Raw genomic sequence first — 17,432 nt, forward strand, 5'->3', positions numbered from 1 at the left:
CCGGATGTTCTTCGTCCGGAATCACCTCCACATCACGGGGCGCGAGATCGAGAAATCGGGCGAGGCCACGTACCGGATCCAGGACGGGACGGCGACCACCTGCGACGGCCCGGTGGCCGACTGGCGCTTCGCCGGCAGGGAGGTGGATGTGACCGTCGACGGCTACGGCACCCTGAGGAACGGCACCTTCCAGGTCCGCGACACCCCCGTGGTCTGGCTGCCCTGGCTGATGTTCCCGGCGAAGACGACGCGCCAGACCGGTCTGCTGTTCCCCCATGTCGGCTACTCGCAGGAGAAGCTGGGCTTCGACATCGAGGTCCCCTTCTACTGGGCCATCTCGAAGAGCACGGATGCCACGCTCTACACGCGCTACATGGACAAGCGGGGGCTCAAGGAGGGCCTCGAGTTCCGCTACGCGCCCAGCGCGGGCACTCACGGCCTGTTCTACGGGGATTTTCTGCGGGACCAGTGGACCGGTTCCGACAACCTCGGGGGCATCCCCCGCACCTGGACGGAGAAGCAGGACCGGTGGTCGTGGTACTGGAGCCACGAGACGACCTTCAGCCCCGGCTTCACGTTCCGCTCCGATCTCAAGAAAGTCTCCGACATCTACTATTTCCGCGACTTCGACTCGCACAACTACTATCTCGATCACTTTGCGGGCAGCCGCAACCGCAAGTTCGAGCGGGTCTCCTTCCTGGCCAACCAGCAGCTCACGAGCTACGACTCCACGGCACGGCTCGTGAAGGAGTGGCGCAACGTCAACCTGACGGCCCTTGCGCAGTACACGGACAACCTGACGAGCCCCTCCAACGACGACACCCTGCAGCGCTACCCCGAGATCTCCCTGACGGGCTTCCGGCAGCCCCTCTTCGGGACCCGTCTCCAGTGGGAGTTCACCGGCCTCTACGGCAACTATTACCGGACCCTCGGCGAGAGGGGCTCCGCGTTCGACGTCTACCCGAAGCTCTCGCTGCCGTGGGCCTTCGGCGACTACCTGCAGGTGACCCCGGCGGCGGGCTTCCGGGGGACCCTGTGGGACACGGAGAGCACCAGCGCCTCGGCGGCGGGCGATTCGGCGAGCCGCTCCGTCTACACGCTGGGGATGAACGCGTCCACCGAGGTTTACCGCACCTACGAGGTCGGCTGGGGCGGGGCGGAGAAGGTCCGCCATGCCGTCAGGCCCGAAGTCACGTACCGCTACATCCCCGCCGCCGGCCCGAGCCTGCGGCCCGATTTCGTCCCCCCCGCCGGCAGCACGACCGTGGGGGGGGTCAGCGCCTCCGTCGACAGCGAGAACAGCCTCACCTACGCCCTGACCAACACCCTGGTCTCCCGGCTCCGCGATGACAAGGGCAACGTCAGCTACCGGGAGATCCTGCGGGTGAAGCTGAGCCAGACCTACAACATCACGACGCCGACGATCTACGTGCCGCAGCCGACGCTCCTGGTCCCCGCCGCGACGCCCAGCGTGCTCCCAGCGGACCCGACCAGGCCCTTCCGGCCGATCGACCTGGAGGTCGACATCAACCCCTACAAGAACCTGGCCTTTGTGACCCGGGCCGCCTACGACGTCAACACGACGTCCTGGTCGCAGATCAACCAGGACATCGCCCTGCGTGACGACCGGGGCGACAGCCTGTCGCTGGTGTACCGCTACACGAAGAATTCCATCGAATCCGTCGGCCTCACGGGCAGGGCCCGCGTCACGGGCGCCCTGGACGTGTTCGCCGGGTTCCGCAGGGACGAATTCGGCAACACGAACCTGGAGAAGACCGTCGGCGTCGAGTACCGCCGCCAGTGCTGGAGCGTGCAGGTGAGCTACTCGGACCTCGTGGACGACCGGCAGTTCATCGTCCTGTTCTCCCTGTCCGGCCTGGGGCGGGTCGGCGGGTTGTCGGCCTCCAGGCAGACCCTGGGTTTCTAGCCGTTTTTTCTCTTGACAAAGTGCGTCGATTCGCCTATCTTCACGTTTTCGAATTTCACCGGATTGGTGTGCCCATGAGTACGTTTATGGCAAAGAAGGACGCCGTCGACCGCGACTGGTTCCTGGTCGATGCGCAGGGAAAGGTCCTGGGCCGGCTCGCCCGGGAGATCGCCCACCGCCTCCGCGGCAAGCACAAGGCCGTCTTCACGCCCCACGCCGACACGGGGGACTTCGTGGTGGTCATCAACGCCGAGAAGATTGCGCTGACGGGCAAGAAGCTCACCGACAAGATTTACTACCATCACTCCGGCTACCCGGGCGGGATCAAGGCGTGGCCTGCAGGAAAGCTCCTGGCCAAGAGGCCCGAGGAGCTCATCCGGCGCGCCGTGCAGGGCATGCTGCCCAAGAACTCGCTGGGCCGCCAGCAGCTGCGCAAGCTCAAGGTCTATGCCGGCGACAAGCACCCCCACGAAGCCCAGAAGCCGCACCGGCTTGAACTGTAAGATCGACCGCAGATGGAGCAGCGTATGACCGACAAGCGGATTTATGCAACGGGAAAGAGGAAGACGGCCATCGCCCGGGTCTGGATGAAGGAAGGCTCCGGCGCCTTCACCGTCAACAGCAGGAATTTCGACGACTATTTCACGCGGGACGTCCTCAAGAAGATCATCCAGCAGCCCCTGGAGATCACCAACCAGATGGGGAAATTCGATTTCTACGTCAACGTCGACGGCGGCGGAATCGCCGGCCAGGCCGATGCGGTCAAGCACGGGATCTCCAAGGCCCTGTGCGAGTACGACGCGGAGCTTCGGCCGATCCTGAAAAAAGCGGGCTTCCTCACGAGGGACTCCCGCGTGAAGGAGCGAAAGAAATACGGACAGCCCGGGGCCCGGAAGCGGTTCCAGTTCTCGAAGCGCTAAGCGAAAAGACCAGGGGGTTCTCGGAACCCCCTTTTTTATGCGGGGGAGGGGAACATGATCCGAGTCGGTATTTACGGCGGCAGCGGGTACACGGGACTCGAGCTGATGCGGATCCTGCTGCGGCACCCCGGCGTCGAGGTGACGGGGCTCACGTCGCGCAAGTTCAAGGGGCAGCCCCTTTCGGAAACCTACCCCCTGTTCGAGGGGCTCACCGACATCCGCTTCATCGACGCCTCGCCCGAGGAGCTGGCCGGGATGGCCGATGTGATCTTCACGGCCACCCCCCACGGCGAGGCCATGGCCGTCGCGCCGGCCTTTCTCGAGGCCGGCAAGAAGGTCATCGACCTCTCCGCCGATTTCCGGCTGCGGGACCTCGACGTCTTCGCCAAGTGGTACCACCGGCACACGGCCCCCGACCTCGTGCAGCGCGCCGTCTACGGCCTGCCGGAGCTCTACCGGGATGCGGTGAAGAGGGCGGACCTCGTGGCCAACCCCGGCTGCTACGTGACGAGCGCCATCCTCGCGCTGGCGCCCGCCCTGCGGGAAAAGGTCATCGACCCGGACACGATCATCATCGACTCCAAGTCCGGCGTGAGCGGCGCCGGGCGCGACCCCGTCATCGGCTCGCTGTTCTGCGAGGTCGACGAGGGGTTCAAGGCCTACAAGGTCGGCGGGCACCGGCACAGCCCCGAGATCGAGCAGGAGCTGAGCGTGCTGGCGGGCCGGCCGGTGAAGGTCTCGTTCACGCCGCACCTGCTGCCGATCAACCGCGGCATCCTCAGCACCGTCTACGCGAGCCTCAAAAAAACGCTTTCCACGGCCGAGATGATTGACTTATATAGAAGCGTCTACGGCGGCGAACCGTTCATCCGGGTCCTGGACAAAGGCGTCTACCCGAACGTGTCCTCCGTGAAGGGGACCAACTTTTGCCACCTCGGGCTTGCCGTCGACGAGCGGACAAACCGGGTCATCATCCTGTCGGCCATCGACAACCTCGTGAAGGGGGCCTCGGGCCAGGCGGTCCAGAACATGAACCTCATGTGCGGCCTGCGCGAGGATACGGCCCTGGACATGATCGCCCTCTTCCCGTAGGCCCTGTCGGGGAGGAGCGAAACCGCCGTCGATTCGTTTTCTGCACGGGAGGGAAGGCCATGGCGCTTCGTCTCTACAACACGCTGACCCGCCGGAAGGAGGACTTCGTCCCCGTGAGGGAGGGCGAGGTGGGGATCTACGCCTGCGGGGTCACGGTCTACGACACCTGCCACATCGGCCACGCGCGCTCCGCCATCAACTTCGACGTCATCACCCGGTACCTGCGCTACCGGGGTTACCGGGTCACCTACGTCAAGAACTACACCGACGTGGACGACAAGATCATCGCGAAGGCCAACAAGGAAGGGGTGGGGTTCCGGGAGATCTCCGAGCGCTACATCGCCCAGCACGACGAGGACATGGACCGGCTCGGCGTTGAGCGGCCCACCGTCACGCCCCGGGCCACGGAGCACATCGCGGGCATGATCGATCTCATCAACAGGCTGATCCAGAAAGGCCTGGCCTACGCCGTGCCCGGCGGCGACGTCTACTTCTCCGTGAAGAAGTTCAAGGACTACGGGAAGCTCTCGGGCCGCAACCTCGACGAGATGATGTCGGGGGCCCGCATCGCGCCGGGCGAGATGAAGAAGGACCCGCTCGACTTCGCCCTCTGGAAGGCGAGCAAGGAGGGGGAGCCCTGGTGGGACAGCCCCTGGGGCAAGGGCCGGCCGGGCTGGCACATCGAGTGCTCCGTCATGAGCGCCCACTTCCTCGGCGAGACCTTCGACATCCACGGGGGCGGCGAGGACCTGATCTTCCCGCACCACGAGAACGAGATCGCGCAGTCCGAGGGCGCCTCCGGGAAGCCCTTCGCGAGGTACTGGCTCCACAACGGCTTCATCAAGGTGGACCACGAAAAGATGTCCAAGTCGCTGGGGAACTTCATCACCATCCGGGACATTCTGAAGGTCCACCATCCCGAGGTCGTTCGGTTCTTCGTCCTGCAGGGCCACTACCGGAGCCCCCTGGATTTCTCCGAGGACGCGCTGAACGAGGCCCGCCATGCCCTGAACCGGCTCTACGAGACCCTCAAGAGGATCCGTGACCTCTTCGCCGCCGACCCCTCGCTCAGCCCCGTGTCGGTGACGGAGGAGCAGCTGCCGCAGAGGGAACGGGCCCTCCTCGAGCGGATCCGGGCACTGCCGGAGCGCTTCCGGGATGCGATGGACGACGACTTCAACACGGCCCGGGCGATGGGCTTCATCTTCGATGTCGCCCGGCAGGTCAACGCCTTTGCGGCCGACGGGCGGACGCCGGCCCCCCCGGCCCTGTTCGTCCTCAACGAGGCCGAGCGCGCGCTCCGCGAGGTGGGAGGCGTGCTGGGGATCCTGATGGAGGACCCCGATGTCTACTTCGAGAAGGACCGGCTCAGGGAGGCTCAGAAACGGGGGCTGCAGGTCCATGAGATCGAGGCCCTCATCGAGGAGCGGCTCCGGGCGCGGAAGGAAAAGAACTGGGCGCGGGCCGATGCGATCCGGGACGAGCTGGCGGCAAAGGGGGTTGCCCTGAAGGATTCGAAAACGGGGACCACGTGGACGATTGAGAGGCAGGCGCAGGGGTGAATGCTCACGCCGAGAGGCAGGCAAAAAGAGAGGCCGCCCGGCATACCGGGCGGCCTCTTTGCAGCTCCCCTTCCGAATTCGATTCTTCTTCCGGTCCAGGCTGAAGGGAGCGGTCCGTTGCTTCCCTTCGAGGATCTCACCCCAGCATATTCTTCAGGCCTTCAGCCACCGGGGCGGTGAAAAGGGCCACGAGAAGGGCGTACATCGCGAAGCTGCCGACTGCCTCGCCGAGGTAGATCTTCTCGTACTTCTGCTTCAGGGACACGATGATCATGCCGCCGACGATGAGGCATCCGAGATGGAAGTAGGGGAAGTTCTCCGCGCCCGCCGCGGCGTACTCGGCAAAGCAGAAGGTGCCCGTGATCAGCACGACGATACCCGCCAGAATGAGTGTCGAAAGCGTCCTTTTCATGATGTCTCCTCCCAATGTTTTCTATGATTGCATGCTATGGATTGCCGATCTTTGCCCTCATGTATTGAAAAGAGTATGCCATGAGCGGAGCAAGGGGGCTGAAAAATTGCATGTTATTGATATAAAAGGAGAATATGATGAACTGTCGAATCCCCTCCGGTGCCGTGCACCGGTCCGGGCAGGGCATTTTTTAACGAAACGTTAAACCGGGTTCCATGAAATGTGGAAAGGCAAGGCGCAGGGCAAACGGCAAAAGGGGGAGATAATCGGGAGGTCGTAACGGCACAGGGCAGGAGCAGGTTCATGGGTATCGGCCACGCGGATGCTGGCGGGTCTTCTGCCGGACTGTGCAAGAGGGACCGGGCGTCGCCGCCCGGCCCCCGGTCGGTCGATCCTGCGCGTCAGAGAAGCTTGAACCTCGATACGATCGCTTCGAGGGCGCCACGGTTCTTTTCGAAATCCTGAACGGTACCCGATGCGGCAACGGTGAAGAGCCTGTTCTTTTTCTGGGCAACGGCCCCCAGCGCGCGAACGGGCGCCTCCGCGGGCCCGTACTGGTACTCGTAGACGATCCCATGATCGGCGCCTGCGACCTGGCCGGCGATGTGCTTCACCATGCGGTGACCGGTCATCTCCGCCGCCCGCCGCTGCATCGTCGCCTTCACCGCGTTCTGACGGGGATCGGCGATTTCCGATACGGTGACCGTGAGGCCGGGGCTGCAGAGCTCACGGCCCGATACGGGATCCGCGACCCGTCCGCATTCCTTCGGGTGCGCCTCGAGCCCGTCAGGGCAGTCAACCACGGTCCAGTCCTGAGGCACGGCGATGCTGAAACCCTTCTCCCCGATGTCGAGAGATCGAAAATCTCCCGGGACTGACCCCGCCGCGGCCTTGCCGCCGAAGACCTTGTCGAAAAATCCCATAGAAACTCTCCTTTCCCGGGGTTGATCCAAAAAGAAACCGCCATCCGATCACCCGATCGAATGGCGGCCCGACCATTCAGACTTCCTCCGGGAGCCGCAAGGCCCCCGAACCCCGAAACCGGTTATGTTTTTCTTGCTTATAAACGATTTCTCGTCCAAAAGCAACGGGCAGGCGGGCTGGGGTGAGGCCCCGTCAATGCCGTCATCGGGAAAGGAAACCGGCTTGCCCACGCACCGGGGCGGAGAGGTCGAGGCACGTGAACGTGGGACGAAACGGGCGGGATCAGAGCTCTTCGGGGGTGAAGGCGACGACCTCGTCGATGGAGGACGCATCGGCGAAGAGCATCACCACCCGGTCGACCCCGACGGCGATACCGGCCGACTCCGGCATGCGGGGCAGGTCCCGGAGGAATGCCTCCGGCATAGGGTAGGGCTCCCGGCCCCTGCGCATCCGCACCTCGTTTTCCGCTTCGAACCGTCTCCGCTGTTCCTCCGCGTCGGTCAGCTCCGTGAAGCCGTTGGCCAGCTCGAGGCCGCCGATATAAATCTCGAAGCGCTCGGCCGCGGCCGGGTTCCCCGCCTTGCGCCGCGCCAGAGAACCGAAGGCGAGGGGGTAGTCGAACAGCAGCGTCGGTTTCGGGCTGCCGAGCCGGGGCTCGATCTCCAGGGCCAGGACCTCCTCGAAACGATCCTCCGCGAGGGCCGTCTCGAGGGGGACGGACCCGTACCGCGCGAAGGCTTCCGCCACCGGGAGCCGCTCCCAGGGTTTTGCGAGATCGATCGGAAGGCCCCGGTACGAGAGCGCGGGTCCCATTCCCAGGGCGCCCGCCACGTAGAGGAAGAGGTCCTCGCACTCTTCCATGAGCTGCCGGTAATCGATGCCGGCGCGGTACCATTCCAGCAGGGTGAACTCGGGCAGGTGCAGGGGCCCCCGCTCGCGGCCGCGCCAGCACTTGGCGATCTGGAAGATCCGCTCGAAGCCCGCCGCAAGCATCCGCTTCATGCAGATCTCCGGCGAGGGGTGGAGCCACCACGGCCCGGAGGCAACGGCGTCGATGTGGGATTCGGGCAGGGGGGAGGGGATGCGGTTGGGGGTTTCGACCTCGAGGTAGCCCCGGGACAGGAAGAAGGCGCGCGTCGCGTGGAGGATGTCAGCGCGCAGTTCGAGGGCCCGTCGCCTGCCCTCGCATTCCCGGTCGGCGCTCATGGGGCCCGGTGTCCGATCATTCCTTGACCCGGGTCAGGTACTCGCCCGTCCGCGTGTCGATGCGGATCTTTTCGCCCTGCTCGATGAAGGGGGGCACGCTGACCTTGTAGCCCGTCTCGACGATGACCGGCTTGTAGTTGCCCGAGACCGTGTCGCCCTTGATCCAGGGAGGGGCTTCCGTCACGACGACGTCGACGAAGTTGGGCAGCGTGATGTCGATCGGGCGGTCGCGGAACAGCAGGACCTTGCATTCCATGTTCTCGATGAGGAAGTTCTTCGCGTCGCCGACCTGCTCCGCCGTGAGGGCGATCTGCTCGTAGCTCTCGTTGTCCATGAAGTGAAAGGCGTCCCCTTCCCTGTAGAGGAACTGCATGTTCTTCTCTTCCGTCTCGGCGGGCTGGAAGGTGTCCACCTCGCGGAAGGTGCGGTCCACCTGGCTGCCCGTGAGCATGTTGCGGAGCTTGCAGCGGTACAGGGACTGCCCCTTGCCCGGCTTGACGAACTGGAAATCGACGACGATGTAAGGTTCGTCGTCGAGCATGATTCTGAGGTTTTTCCGCAGGTCGCTTGCGCTGTACATATCGGTTCTCCGCTCGGGGCGTTCGGCATCTGAAAAGGTTATTCTTCTAAACCATTTCTGCTTTGTTGTCAAAGGGAATTGAGGGGACCGCCGAGGCCGCAAAACCGTCCTGCGTCCTCGCCGCCTTCAGAGAAACGAGGCGGGCTGGAGGGGCACCTTTCCCTTCGTGCCCGGCATGTCGGCCACGTAGCGCGGCAGACAGACGCCCGAGGTCGTCTTCCACAGCTTTTCCATCAGCCGCATCCCGTCGCGGACGTCCACCCGGAAATGCGCCGTGCCCTTCACGTCTTCGCACTGGAAGAGGTAGTAGGGCTTCACGGCGATCCGCTCGAGGCCGTAGAGGAGCTCACGCATCGTCCGGTAGTCGTCATTGACCCCCCGGAGCAGCACGGACTGGTTCAGGACCGGGATGCCGGCCTCGAGCAGCCGTGCGCAGGCCGCGCCGGCCTCGGGCGTGATCTCCCGGGGGTGATTGAACTGGGTGAGCAGCCACAGGGGCCTGTACCTTCGGAGCATGCCGCAGAGCCGCTCCGTGACCCGCATGGGCAGCACGACGGGCGCCCGGCTCCCGATCCGCAGGACCTCGACGTGCCCGATGGCGCGCAGCCGCCCGAGCATCCGCTCCAGCCGTCCGTCGGATAGGGTCAGCGGGTCGCCGCCCGACAGGATCACCTCACGCAGGGAGGGGCGGCGTTCGATGTAGGCGGCGGCGGCTTCCAGCTCGCGGGCTGTGAGGATCCTCTCCCGCTGGCGCCAGAGCCGCCTGCGGTTGCAGTGCCGGCAGTAGACGGCGCAGCGGTTCGTCGCGATGACGAGGCAGCGGTCCCGGAACCGGTGGATGAGGCCGGGCACCGGGCTGTGGGCCTGCTCCCCCAGCGGGTCGTCGACGCCGCCGGGCATGGTGATCTCCAGGGGGTCAGGGACGCACTGCCTGCGGATGGGGTCGGCGGGGTCCGCCGTATCGAGGAGGGAGAAATAGTACGGGGTGACGGCGGCTTGCCCGGTGCGGGTCACCTCCCCGAGCGCGAGGCGCTCCCGGCGCCGGAGCGCGAGGGGCCCCGCCAGCCCGTCGGCCGTGCGGATCCGGTTTTGGAACTGCCAGCGCCAGTCGTTCCACAGTTCAGGGGCAATCCGCGTGGACGGCCCCGGGGAGGGTCTTTTCGCGCGCAAGGGGGTTGTCCCGGGCGGTCGTAGTCAGATGCGGTTCTAGCACAACCGGTCGAAACTGCAAGCCTCAAAATGCGCTTGTCCCGGCGGTCTCGGCGGTGGAAAGTCCTTGACAGGCAGACCGGTTTTCCCATACTTCAGAGAGGCCCGGCGGGGGTGCGAAACGCCTCCGGGCCCGCTGCCGCGGCGGCGGGGCGCCCGGAAGGAACGGGGACGCGAGATGAAGAGGGACATCCCGATCGCACGGCTGATGCCCGGTGATATCCTGCTGTACAGGGGTAGGGGCCTGATCAGCGACGCCATCCGTTTCATCGACCGCTCGCAGGTCAGCCACGCTGCGCTGTTCGTCGGCCGGCACGGGCAGAAGGGACGCACCGTCGGCGAGGCGGTCCGCGAGGGGGTCATCCGCCGGGAGCTGCCGGCGAGCATCGGGCACGCCGAGTGGGTGGAAGCGCGGCGGCTCAAGGAGCCGCCGGCAAGCCTCGACCCCGTCATGGCCCGGGCCGCGCACTACCTCGATCGCGGCGAGCGGTACGCCTTTGAGCAGGTCCTGCTCCTCGCGCTGTTGTGCCTCACCCGCAATCTTGCCGGGTCCTCCGCACTCGCGGGGCTGATCCGGGAGACCCTCGATGCCGCCGCGGGATTCCTCCTGCACCTCGTCGACACGGGGCGGGAGCCCATGATCTGCTCCGAGTTCGTCTACCGGTGCTACAGCGAGTCGCTCCCGGGGGCCATCGCGCTCTCTGTGCGGGCCCCGGCCGCTGTACGGTTCGGGAGGCGGGACGTCCCGATCGGCCGCGGCAGCGCCCTGTCACGTCTCCTCGAGCGGCACGGCGGCAGCCTCCCGGGCGCCGGGGAGGTGCCGCTCAGGGCGGCTCAACCCGCGGGCGTCTCCGCCGTGGAGGAACGCATCGCGGCTTACTTCCGGGATGTGCAGGATCGGAAGGTGACGGCGGCCCGGGTCGACCTCCTGTCGCCGGATCTGCTGCCCTCGTTCGAGCGCTTCGCGGCAAGCCTCTACCGCGCGCGGTGCCGCCCGATGACCGCGGACCTGCCCCGCGAGGCGGTGCTGGGGGCGCTCCTCGACGCGGCGGCCGACTTCGTCACGCCGGGCGATCTGCAGAGAAGCCGAAGCCTTGCATTCTGCGGCAAACTCAAGGCAAAGGAGTGAACGGATGAAACTGCGCACGCACGTCGTCAACCACCTCGTCAGGAGCGAGGACCTCAACCACCACGGGACCCTCTTCGCAGGCAAGACGGCCATGTGGGTCGTCGAGTCGGGCTTCATCGCCGCCGCGAGCCTCACTCATCCGGAGCACATCGTCTGCCTCAACATCCACGGCATGCTGTTCAAGAAGCCCATCCGCAACGGCGAGATCGTGCGGTTCGAGAGCCGGGTGGTTCTCGCCGGCAAGACGCGGCTCGTGTCATATGTGAAGGTGGTCAACAACGCCAACGACGAATTCCTCCTCGACGGGTTCATCAGCTTCATCCACGTGGACCGGCAGGGACAGCCCGTCCCGCACGGCGTCGTCGTCGAGGCGACGGACCCCGAGGATGTCGCGCTGCAGGAGCGGGCCAGGGCGCTGTAGGAGTGCAACATGGACCTGAAACTGCTCGACCGGATGGGCCCCGCCGAGCTTCGCTCCTACGTGGAGTTTCTGCTGTGGCACTACCGCGTCATCGACGGGTTCTGGTTTCTCTTCGTGCAGGAGCGCTTCGACCAGGCCACGGCCGAGGGAATCAACGAGCGCGTCTGGCACAAGGCCGCGGAACTCGCCGCCCGGGATCTCGTCAAGCGGTTCGGGTTCGGCAAGGGGCTGCCCGGCTTCGTGCAGGCCCTGCGCTATTTCCCCTGGACCCTCATCATCGGCTACGACATCGAGCAGAGGGATGACGAGGTGATCATCACCGTCCCCCGCTGCGCGCCGCAGGTCGCACGCCTGGCCCGGGGCCTGCCGGAATTCGCCTGCAAGGAGATGCACCGGGGGGAGTTCGCCAACTTTGCCCGCGTCATCGACGAAACCATCCGGGTGGAGTGCCTCTACGCGCCGCCCGACCCGCACCCCCCGGAGAACTTCTGCAAGTGGCGCTTCACGCTCGGGAGGTCAGGAGCCTCATGAACCGTTGGTCCCGCCCCGCCGCCCGTCTTGCCATCCTCGTTGCGGCGGGCCTGGTGCTCAGCGCCTGCGCGACGCCGCCGAAGTGGCGGCTCACCGGGTCCGGGCCAGAGCCCGACCGGACGGAACCGCGCATCGAGCCTCACGTGTTTGTCCCCTCCAAGGGCGAGCATCTCATCGGCCGGCTCGCCGTGGTGCGCACCCGGGAGGGCGACACGCTGCCCGACATTGCGAGGCACTTCGGCCTGGGCCACGACGCCGTCAAGGCGGCCAACCCGGGAGTGGATGTCTGGCTGCCCAAGGCCGACAGCCGCGTCGTGCTGCCCCTGCTGTTCATCCTGCCCGACGCCCCCCGTCAGGGGATCGTCGTCAACCTGGCGGCGATGCGGCTGTATCACTACACGGGAAAGAACCGGGAGATCGTCACCTATCCCGTCGGTATCGGTGACGAGGGCCGCTCCACGCCGGTGGGCGAGATGTTCATCGAGCGCAAGGCCGTCCGGCCGACCTGGTACGTGCCGGCCTCGATCCGCAGGGACCACGCGAAGAGGGGCGACCCGCTGCCCGCCGAGGTGCCGCCGGGCCCCGACAACCCGCTGGGGGAGTACGCCCTGTACCTGAGCCGGGCGAGCTACGTGATCCACGGCACCAACAAGCCCTACAGCATCGGCCTGCGGGCGACCAACGGGTGCCTGCGGCTCTACCCGGAGCACGTGGAGAAGCTCTACAAGGCCGTGCCGGTCAAAACACCCGTGCACATCGTCAACCAGCCTTACCTGATCGGCCGCTCGGGGGGGATGCTCTACCTGCAGGCGCATGACCCTCACGAGGAGTTGGACGCCGCGGACCTCCGGAAGCGTCTCCTGGCAAGGCTCAGGGACATCGAGAAGAAGGAGGGGCTGCGCGTGGACTGGAAGCGGGTGGAGGAAACGGTGACGCAGGCCCGGGGAATCCCCGTTCCGATCCTCGAGGGATCAGTCGGGATCGAGGGCATGCTCGCCTCGGCCGCGGAAATCCGGCGGCCCGCGCAGCTGACGGGGCAGCCGCGCATCCCCGCGTTCAAGGCCGGGGCCTGGTACGTCCGCGCCGATGAGACGATCGGGGAGGACAACGCGAAGCGGCTGGCCGCCGTACTGAACCACCAGGGGCCCCAGATCCCGGCCCTCGTGGTGCGGAAAGGCAACCGCTACCAGGTCCTCGCCGGCCCCTTCCCGAGCAAGAAGGCGGCGGAGGAAGCCGCCCGGCGCATCAAGAGCGACTTGGAACTCGACGGGGTGCTCGTGGGGCCCGCCCAGTCGCGGGAACTGGCGCAGAAGGAGACGGGCAGCAGGTAACAGGCAAAAGGCAAAAGGCAAAAGGCAAAAGGCAAAAGGTTATCCCTGCGGATGTCTTTCCCGCCGGCTACCTTTGTTTATCGGGGAAGAGTTTCAGGAAGACCTCCTGAACAACACGGAACAGGATTCAGACGCCCGTGGAGAGAAACCCCGCCGCGGCCCCGCCCAGGATCAGCGTTGCCGCATTGCCGGGTGACATTTCGCCCGGAAAGGCCTCGAGAACGCAGATGAGGGTCCCGGGGAACAGGGCAAAGCCGATGATGAAGCTCATCAGGATGCCGAAGGCGGCCCATTTCCAGCGCCCCGCGTAGATCCTCTCCACGAGCAGCGCCGCCGCGAAGAGCGAGGCCGTGAAGAGCAGGATATTGAGGAGAATCCGCAGGGCATCCACGGAGTCAAAATAAGGCCGACGTCGCCGGATGTCAAATGAACCGGTGGACGCGGCCCTGTGCAGTGAGGTCACATGAGAACAGAGCCGCGGCGCAAGGATCGGGCCATGCCATCCGCCCGGGATATGGAACGGCTGCTGGAACGGATGCCGGTCGGCCGATTGGCCGTCTCGACGGCGGAAGGCCCCTATGCGGTTGCGGTGAACTACCTGTTCTGGGAAGGCAGCATCTACTTTCACGGCGCCCTGTCGGGCCGGAAGATGGATGCGCTTCGGGCGGATTCCCGCGTGTGTTTCCTCGTCGATGAGGCGGGGCCCCAGGTCCTGTGGGAACGCGGCTGCGGGATCAGCCAGATCTACCGCAGCGTCGTCTGCTTCGGGAGAGCCGAACTCGTCGACAGCCCGGAGGAGAAGAAGGAGATCCTGGAGAGAATGATCCGAAAGTACGTGCCGCCCGGTTACCCGGTTTCCCCCATGAGGGATCAGAACATCGAAAACACGGCCGTCGTGCGGATCGTCATCGAGTCGATGAGCGGAAAAGCGAACGAGCTCTCCCCGTCGTTGCACACGGTCTTGCCCGGGCGTCCGGGGGAAGGGGAATGAGCCCGAACCCGGTCGGCCGGTAAAGGGCGGACCTCAGCTCCCCGCCCGGATGGACAGGATGTCGCCGTCCTGCACGATGTAGCCCTTGCCTTCCAGTCGCCACACACCCGCCTTCTTGCACCCCGCAAAGCCCCCGAGGCGCATGAAGTCCTCGTAGGAGACCGTCTCGGCCCGGATGAACGTCCGGGCGAGGTCCGTGTGGATCGTCCCGGCCGCCTCCTGGGCGCTCATCCCCCTGCGGATGGGCCAGGCGCGGCACTCGTCCTCTCCCACGGTCAGGAAGGAGATGAGCCCCAGCGTTTTGTAGGCAAGCCGGATGATCCGGCCGCGCAGCGACTCGGCGATGCCGTATCCGGCCATGAAGGCACCCTGTTCCGCGGGGGCCATGGCGGCCAGCTCCGCCTCGAGCTGCCCGCAGGCCGCCACCACGGGGATGTGACCCGGCAGCTCTCCGCGCAGCTGCGCGGCGATCGACCCCGCCTCGGCGATCTTCTCCTCGGCGCAGTTGACGACGATCATCATGGGCTTTCGGGAGAGATACAGGAAGCCGCGGATCTTCTTGTCGTCCTCGCAGGACAGCTCCAGGGTCGCCAGGGGCGCTCCCGACTCGAGATGCGCGAGGCAGCGCTCGAGCAGGGCCTGTTCCTGCTGCAGGGCGGGCTGGGGCTTGAGGGCGTTCTGCTTGCGCAGCCGCTCGAGGCGCCCCTCGGTCTGGACCATGTCGGCGAGGATGAACTCCTCCTGGATGCGCCGGAAGTCGCCGGCAGGGTCGGCCGCATGCCCGTTGTCGAAGTGCCGGAGCACCAGGAGCACGGCGTCGCTCTGCCGGATCTGCAGGAGCGATTTGGCGTCGAGCGTCTCGTTTTTTAGCTCCCCCTCGCGGATGGCCACCGTGTCGGTCACGTCGAGGCGCGAGTAGGTCGTCTTGCGGGGGTTGAAGAGTCTCGCCAGCGCATCGACCCTCTCGTCGGGGACCTCGATGCGGGCCGAGGGGTGGCCGTTGCCGTTGTGCTTGGCGCCTGCGAGGGCCTTGAAGAGCGTTGTCTTTCCGGATGATGGCGTGCCGATGATGGAGATGAACATGTGCCGTGATTGACCTTTCAGAGTGGTCCGGTTACGGACCGGGTGTTCATGACACGAAAAAGAGAGGGTAAGAAGGTGAGAGGGTGAGAACGTTGGATACGTCTGCAGCCATTGTCCGTCTCCGATTCTCCAACCTTCTCACCTTCCGATCCTCTTACCTTCTGATCAGGAGTCCGAGTCGGCCATGCGGCCTTCCTTGCGTTTCATGGACAGGCGCTTGCCGGCGTCGAGCTCCATCTTGCGCAGGCGGATGCTCTCCGGTGTGACCTCGACGAGTTCATCCTCGGCGATGAACTCGATGGACTGATCGAGTGACAGGAGCCGCGGCGGCCGCAGGGTGACCGTCGCCTCGGAGGTCGCGCTGCGCATGTTGGTCAGCTTCTTCTCCTTGACGATGTTCACATCGAGATCGCCCGTGCGGTTGCGCTCGCCGACGATCATGCCGCCGTAGACCTCGGTGCCCACCTCGACGAAGAGCTCCCCGCGGTCGGCCATGGCGAGGCTCGCGTAGGCGGTCACCTTCCCCACGCGGTCGGCAACCAGCGTGCCGCTGGCGCGCTGGGGGATGGGGCCGGCCCAGGCGTCCCAGCCCTCGAAGAGGGTGTTCATGACGCCCGCGCCCTTCGTGTCGGTCAGGAAGTGGCTGCGAAAGCCGATCAAGCCCCGGGCGGGGACCAGAAACTCGAGAGAGACCCGGCCGCTGCCGTGGTTGACGAGGTTCATCATCCGCCCCTTGCGGGCCGAGATTTTCTCCGTCACGACGCCGGTAAACTCCTCGGGGACATCCAGGAAAAGACGCTCCACGGGCTCGAGGAGCTTCCCGTTCTCGCGTCTCGTGAGGGCCGTGGGGCGGGAGACCATGAACTCGTAGCCCTCCCGGCGCATGGTCTCGATGAGGATGGCCATCTGCAGCTCGCCGCGGCCGCACACCTCGAAGGCGTCCGCCCGGCCCGGCAGGGGGTTCACCCGGATGGCGATGTTGCGCAGGGCCTCCCGCTCGAGCCTGTCCTTCAGGTGGCGCGAGGTGAGGTATTTCCCCTCGCGGCCCGCGAAGGGCCCGTTGTTGACGTAGAAGACCATGGAGACCGTCGGTTCGTCGACGCGGATGCGCGGCAGGGGCTGCGGGTTCTCCGGGTCCGTGATCGTGTCCCCGATGCTGATCCCCTGCACGCCGGCCACGGCGACGATGTCGCCCGCCTCGACGCGGTCGGTCTGCTTCTTCGCGAGGCCGTGGAAGGAGTACAGGGCGGAGAACCTGACGCCGGGCACGTTGCCGTCCCGGCCGCAGAGGGTGTAGGGCCGGTTCATCTCGAGGCTGCCGCGCATCATGCGGCCGATCCCGATCTGGCCCACGTAGGAATCGTAGTCGAGGTTCGTGACGAGAAACTGCGGCAGGCCGGTGTCGTCGCCCTCCGGGCCCGGGATGTGCCTGAGGATCGCCTCGAAGAGGGGCCTGAGGTCGGTGGAGCCGTCGCCCGGACTGGCGTGGGCAATCCCCTTCTTGGCGTTCGTGTAGAGGATGGGGAACTCGATCTGCTCCTCGCTGGCATCGAGGTCGATGAAGAGATCGTAGACCTCGCTGACGACGGCCTCGATGCGCGCATCGTTCCGGTCGATCTTGTTGATGACGAGGATGACGGGCAGCGACTTCGCCAGGGCCTTCTTCAGGACGAAGCGCGTCTGGGGCAGGGGTCCCTCGCTGGCGTCGACGAGCAGGATGGCGCCGTCCACGAGGTTGAGGCTTCGCTCCACCTCGCCGCCGAAGTCGGCGTGGCCCGGCGTGTCCACGATGTTGATCTTGGTCGGGCCGTACCAGACGGCGGTGTTCTTCGCCATGATCGTGATGCCGCGCTCCCGCTCGAGGTCCATGGAGTCCATGACCCTCTCCACGACCTCCTGGTTGGCCCGGAAGATGCCGCTCTGCCGGAGCATACCGTCGACGAGGGTCGTCTTGCCGTGGTCGACGTGGGCGATGATGGCGATATTCCGAATCGTATCTTTTCTTGTGCTCATCGTGTATCTTCGGGCAGGCTGTTGAAACATACCCATCTGCTTCGTTCCCCTCGTTTCTCGTCGGTCGACGTACGCTGAAAAGTACGCCTCCCTCCTCGGAA

Annotated in this window: 17 protein-coding genes and 1 pseudogene; 9 read left to right on the forward strand and 9 right to left on the reverse strand. The window is 65.8% G+C overall.

All coding sequences use genetic code 11. The features are described from left to right. Nucleotides 1-113: 113 nt before the first annotated feature. Nucleotides 114-200: pseudogene (locus HPY67_06195) on the reverse strand (molecular chaperone DnaJ). 1,801 nt (nt 201-2,001) lie between these two features. On the opposite strand from HPY67_06195, the gene rplM reads away from it, so the two are divergent. The 4 genes from rplM to HPY67_06215 are packed head-to-tail and all read left to right on the forward strand — an operon-like array spanning nt 2,002 to nt 5,501. Continuing rightward, nucleotides 2,002-2,430, forward strand: a complete 429-nt coding sequence (gene rplM, locus HPY67_06200; protein NPV04302.1) for a 50S ribosomal protein L13 — start codon at nt 2,002-2,004, stop codon at nt 2,428-2,430. A gap of 24 nt (nt 2,431-2,454) precedes the next feature. Continuing rightward, entirely contained in the window at nt 2,455-2,847 is a 393-nt protein-coding gene (rpsI, locus tag HPY67_06205) for a 30S ribosomal protein S9 (GenBank protein NPV04303.1), read from the forward strand. A 54-nt stretch (nt 2,848-2,901) separates the two neighbouring features. Beyond that, entirely contained in the window at nt 2,902-3,939 is a 1,038-nt protein-coding gene (locus HPY67_06210; GenBank protein NPV04304.1) for an N-acetyl-gamma-glutamyl-phosphate reductase, read from the forward strand. Between the two features lie 59 nt (nt 3,940-3,998). Continuing rightward, the gene (locus HPY67_06215; protein NPV04305.1) at nt 3,999-5,501 is read left to right on the forward strand and encodes a cysteine--tRNA ligase; all 1,503 of its coding nucleotides are present in this window, start codon (nt 3,999-4,001) and stop codon (nt 5,499-5,501) included. A gap of 136 nt (nt 5,502-5,637) precedes the next feature. On the opposite strand, the gene HPY67_06220 is transcribed toward HPY67_06215, so the two are convergent. From HPY67_06220 to HPY67_06240, 5 genes are all read right to left on the reverse strand, one after another. After that, complete coding sequence (locus tag HPY67_06220; GenBank protein ID NPV04306.1) at nt 5,638-5,913, reverse strand: hypothetical protein; 276 nt, start codon at nt 5,911-5,913, stop codon at nt 5,638-5,640. Between the two features lie 401 nt (nt 5,914-6,314). Continuing rightward, on the reverse strand, nt 6,315-6,836 hold the full coding sequence (locus HPY67_06225) for a hypothetical protein (protein ID NPV04307.1): 522 nt from the start codon (nt 6,834-6,836) through the stop codon (nt 6,315-6,317). A gap of 283 nt (nt 6,837-7,119) precedes the next feature. Beyond that, nucleotides 7,120-8,043, reverse strand: a complete 924-nt coding sequence (gene genX / locus HPY67_06230; protein NPV04308.1) for an EF-P lysine aminoacylase GenX — start codon at nt 8,041-8,043, stop codon at nt 7,120-7,122. A gap of 16 nt (nt 8,044-8,059) precedes the next feature. After that, the gene (gene efp, locus HPY67_06235; GenBank protein NPV04309.1) at nt 8,060-8,623 is read right to left on the reverse strand and encodes an elongation factor P; all 564 of its coding nucleotides are present in this window, start codon (nt 8,621-8,623) and stop codon (nt 8,060-8,062) included. A 126-nt stretch (nt 8,624-8,749) separates the two neighbouring features. Beyond that, on the reverse strand, nt 8,750-9,754 hold the full coding sequence (locus HPY67_06240; protein ID NPV04310.1) for a KamA family radical SAM protein: 1,005 nt from the start codon (nt 9,752-9,754) through the stop codon (nt 8,750-8,752). Nucleotides 9,755-10,010: 256 nt separating this feature from the next. Here HPY67_06240 and HPY67_06245 point away from each other — a divergent pair, with 256 nt between their 5' ends. Genes HPY67_06245 through HPY67_06260 form a run of 4 tightly spaced genes read left to right on the forward strand, consistent with a single transcriptional unit; the run spans nt 10,011 to nt 13,244 of the window. Further along, entirely contained in the window at nt 10,011-10,961 is a 951-nt protein-coding gene (locus HPY67_06245; protein ID NPV04311.1) for a hypothetical protein, read from the forward strand. 4 nt (nt 10,962-10,965) lie between these two features. Beyond that, entirely contained in the window at nt 10,966-11,382 is a 417-nt protein-coding gene (locus HPY67_06250) for an acyl-CoA thioesterase (GenBank protein ID NPV04312.1), read from the forward strand. Nucleotides 11,383-11,391: 9 nt separating this feature from the next. Continuing rightward, nucleotides 11,392-11,913 carry a hypothetical protein gene (locus tag HPY67_06255; GenBank protein NPV04313.1) on the forward strand — a complete coding sequence of 174 codons (522 nt, stop codon included), beginning with the start codon at nt 11,392-11,394 and terminating at the stop codon, nt 11,911-11,913. Beyond that, nucleotides 11,910-13,244, forward strand: a complete 1,335-nt coding sequence (locus HPY67_06260; GenBank protein ID NPV04314.1) for a L,D-transpeptidase family protein — start codon at nt 11,910-11,912, stop codon at nt 13,242-13,244. Before HPY67_06255 ends, HPY67_06260 begins: the two co-directional genes overlap by 4 nt. A gap of 127 nt (nt 13,245-13,371) precedes the next feature. On the opposite strand, the gene HPY67_06265 is transcribed toward HPY67_06260, so the two are convergent. Further along, entirely contained in the window at nt 13,372-13,635 is a 264-nt protein-coding gene (locus tag HPY67_06265) for a hypothetical protein (protein NPV04315.1), read from the reverse strand. A 72-nt stretch (nt 13,636-13,707) separates the two neighbouring features. Between HPY67_06265 and HPY67_06270 the strand changes: the two genes are divergently transcribed. Further along, nucleotides 13,708-14,235, forward strand: coding sequence for a pyridoxamine 5'-phosphate oxidase family protein (locus HPY67_06270; GenBank protein NPV04316.1), 528 nt, complete (start codon nt 13,708-13,710; stop codon nt 14,233-14,235). A 33-nt stretch (nt 14,236-14,268) separates the two neighbouring features. On the opposite strand, the gene ychF is transcribed toward HPY67_06270, so the two are convergent. Together ychF and typA are read right to left on the reverse strand one after the other, a co-directional pair. After that, on the reverse strand, nt 14,269-15,318 hold the full coding sequence (ychF, locus tag HPY67_06275; protein ID NPV04317.1) for a redox-regulated ATPase YchF: 1,050 nt from the start codon (nt 15,316-15,318) through the stop codon (nt 14,269-14,271). Between the two features lie 165 nt (nt 15,319-15,483). Then, entirely contained in the window at nt 15,484-17,331 is a 1,848-nt protein-coding gene (typA, locus tag HPY67_06280) for a translational GTPase TypA (GenBank protein ID NPV04318.1), read from the reverse strand. Nucleotides 17,332-17,432: the final 101 nt, after the last annotated feature.

It is taken from the genome of Syntrophaceae bacterium (assembly GCA_013177795.1).
Classification (GTDB): domain Bacteria; phylum Desulfobacterota; class Syntrophia; order Syntrophales; family UBA2192; genus UBA2192.

Excerpts from the sequence above, each read along its gene's own strand:
- rplM (NPV04302.1), top strand. The coding sequence starts at position 2,002 with ATGAGTACGTTTATGGCAAAGAAGGACGCCGTCGACCGCGACTGGTTC.
- rpsI (NPV04303.1), top strand. The coding sequence starts at position 2,455 with ATGACCGACAAGCGGATTTATGCAACGGGAAAGAGGAAGACGGCCATC.
- HPY67_06210 (NPV04304.1), top strand. The coding sequence starts at position 2,902 with ATGATCCGAGTCGGTATTTACGGCGGCAGCGGGTACACGGGACTCGAG.
- HPY67_06215 (NPV04305.1), top strand. The coding sequence starts at position 3,999 with ATGGCGCTTCGTCTCTACAACACGCTGACCCGCCGGAAGGAGGACTTC.
- HPY67_06220 (NPV04306.1), bottom strand. The coding sequence starts at position 5,913 with ATGAAAAGGACGCTTTCGACACTCATTCTGGCGGGTATCGTCGTGCTG.
- HPY67_06225 (NPV04307.1), bottom strand. The coding sequence starts at position 6,836 with ATGGGATTTTTCGACAAGGTCTTCGGCGGCAAGGCCGCGGCGGGGTCA.
- genX (NPV04308.1), bottom strand. The coding sequence starts at position 8,043 with ATGAGCGCCGACCGGGAATGCGAGGGCAGGCGACGGGCCCTCGAACTG.
- efp (NPV04309.1), bottom strand. The coding sequence starts at position 8,623 with ATGTACAGCGCAAGCGACCTGCGGAAAAACCTCAGAATCATGCTCGAC.
- HPY67_06245 (NPV04311.1), top strand. The coding sequence starts at position 10,011 with ATGAAGAGGGACATCCCGATCGCACGGCTGATGCCCGGTGATATCCTG.
- HPY67_06250 (NPV04312.1), top strand. The coding sequence starts at position 10,966 with ATGAAACTGCGCACGCACGTCGTCAACCACCTCGTCAGGAGCGAGGAC.
- HPY67_06255 (NPV04313.1), top strand. The coding sequence starts at position 11,392 with ATGGACCTGAAACTGCTCGACCGGATGGGCCCCGCCGAGCTTCGCTCC.
- HPY67_06260 (NPV04314.1), top strand. The coding sequence starts at position 11,910 with ATGAACCGTTGGTCCCGCCCCGCCGCCCGTCTTGCCATCCTCGTTGCG.
- HPY67_06270 (NPV04316.1), top strand. The coding sequence starts at position 13,708 with ATGAGAACAGAGCCGCGGCGCAAGGATCGGGCCATGCCATCCGCCCGG.
- ychF (NPV04317.1), bottom strand. The coding sequence starts at position 15,318 with ATGTTCATCTCCATCATCGGCACGCCATCATCCGGAAAGACAACGCTC.
- typA (NPV04318.1), bottom strand. The coding sequence starts at position 17,331 with ATGAGCACAAGAAAAGATACGATTCGGAATATCGCCATCATCGCCCAC.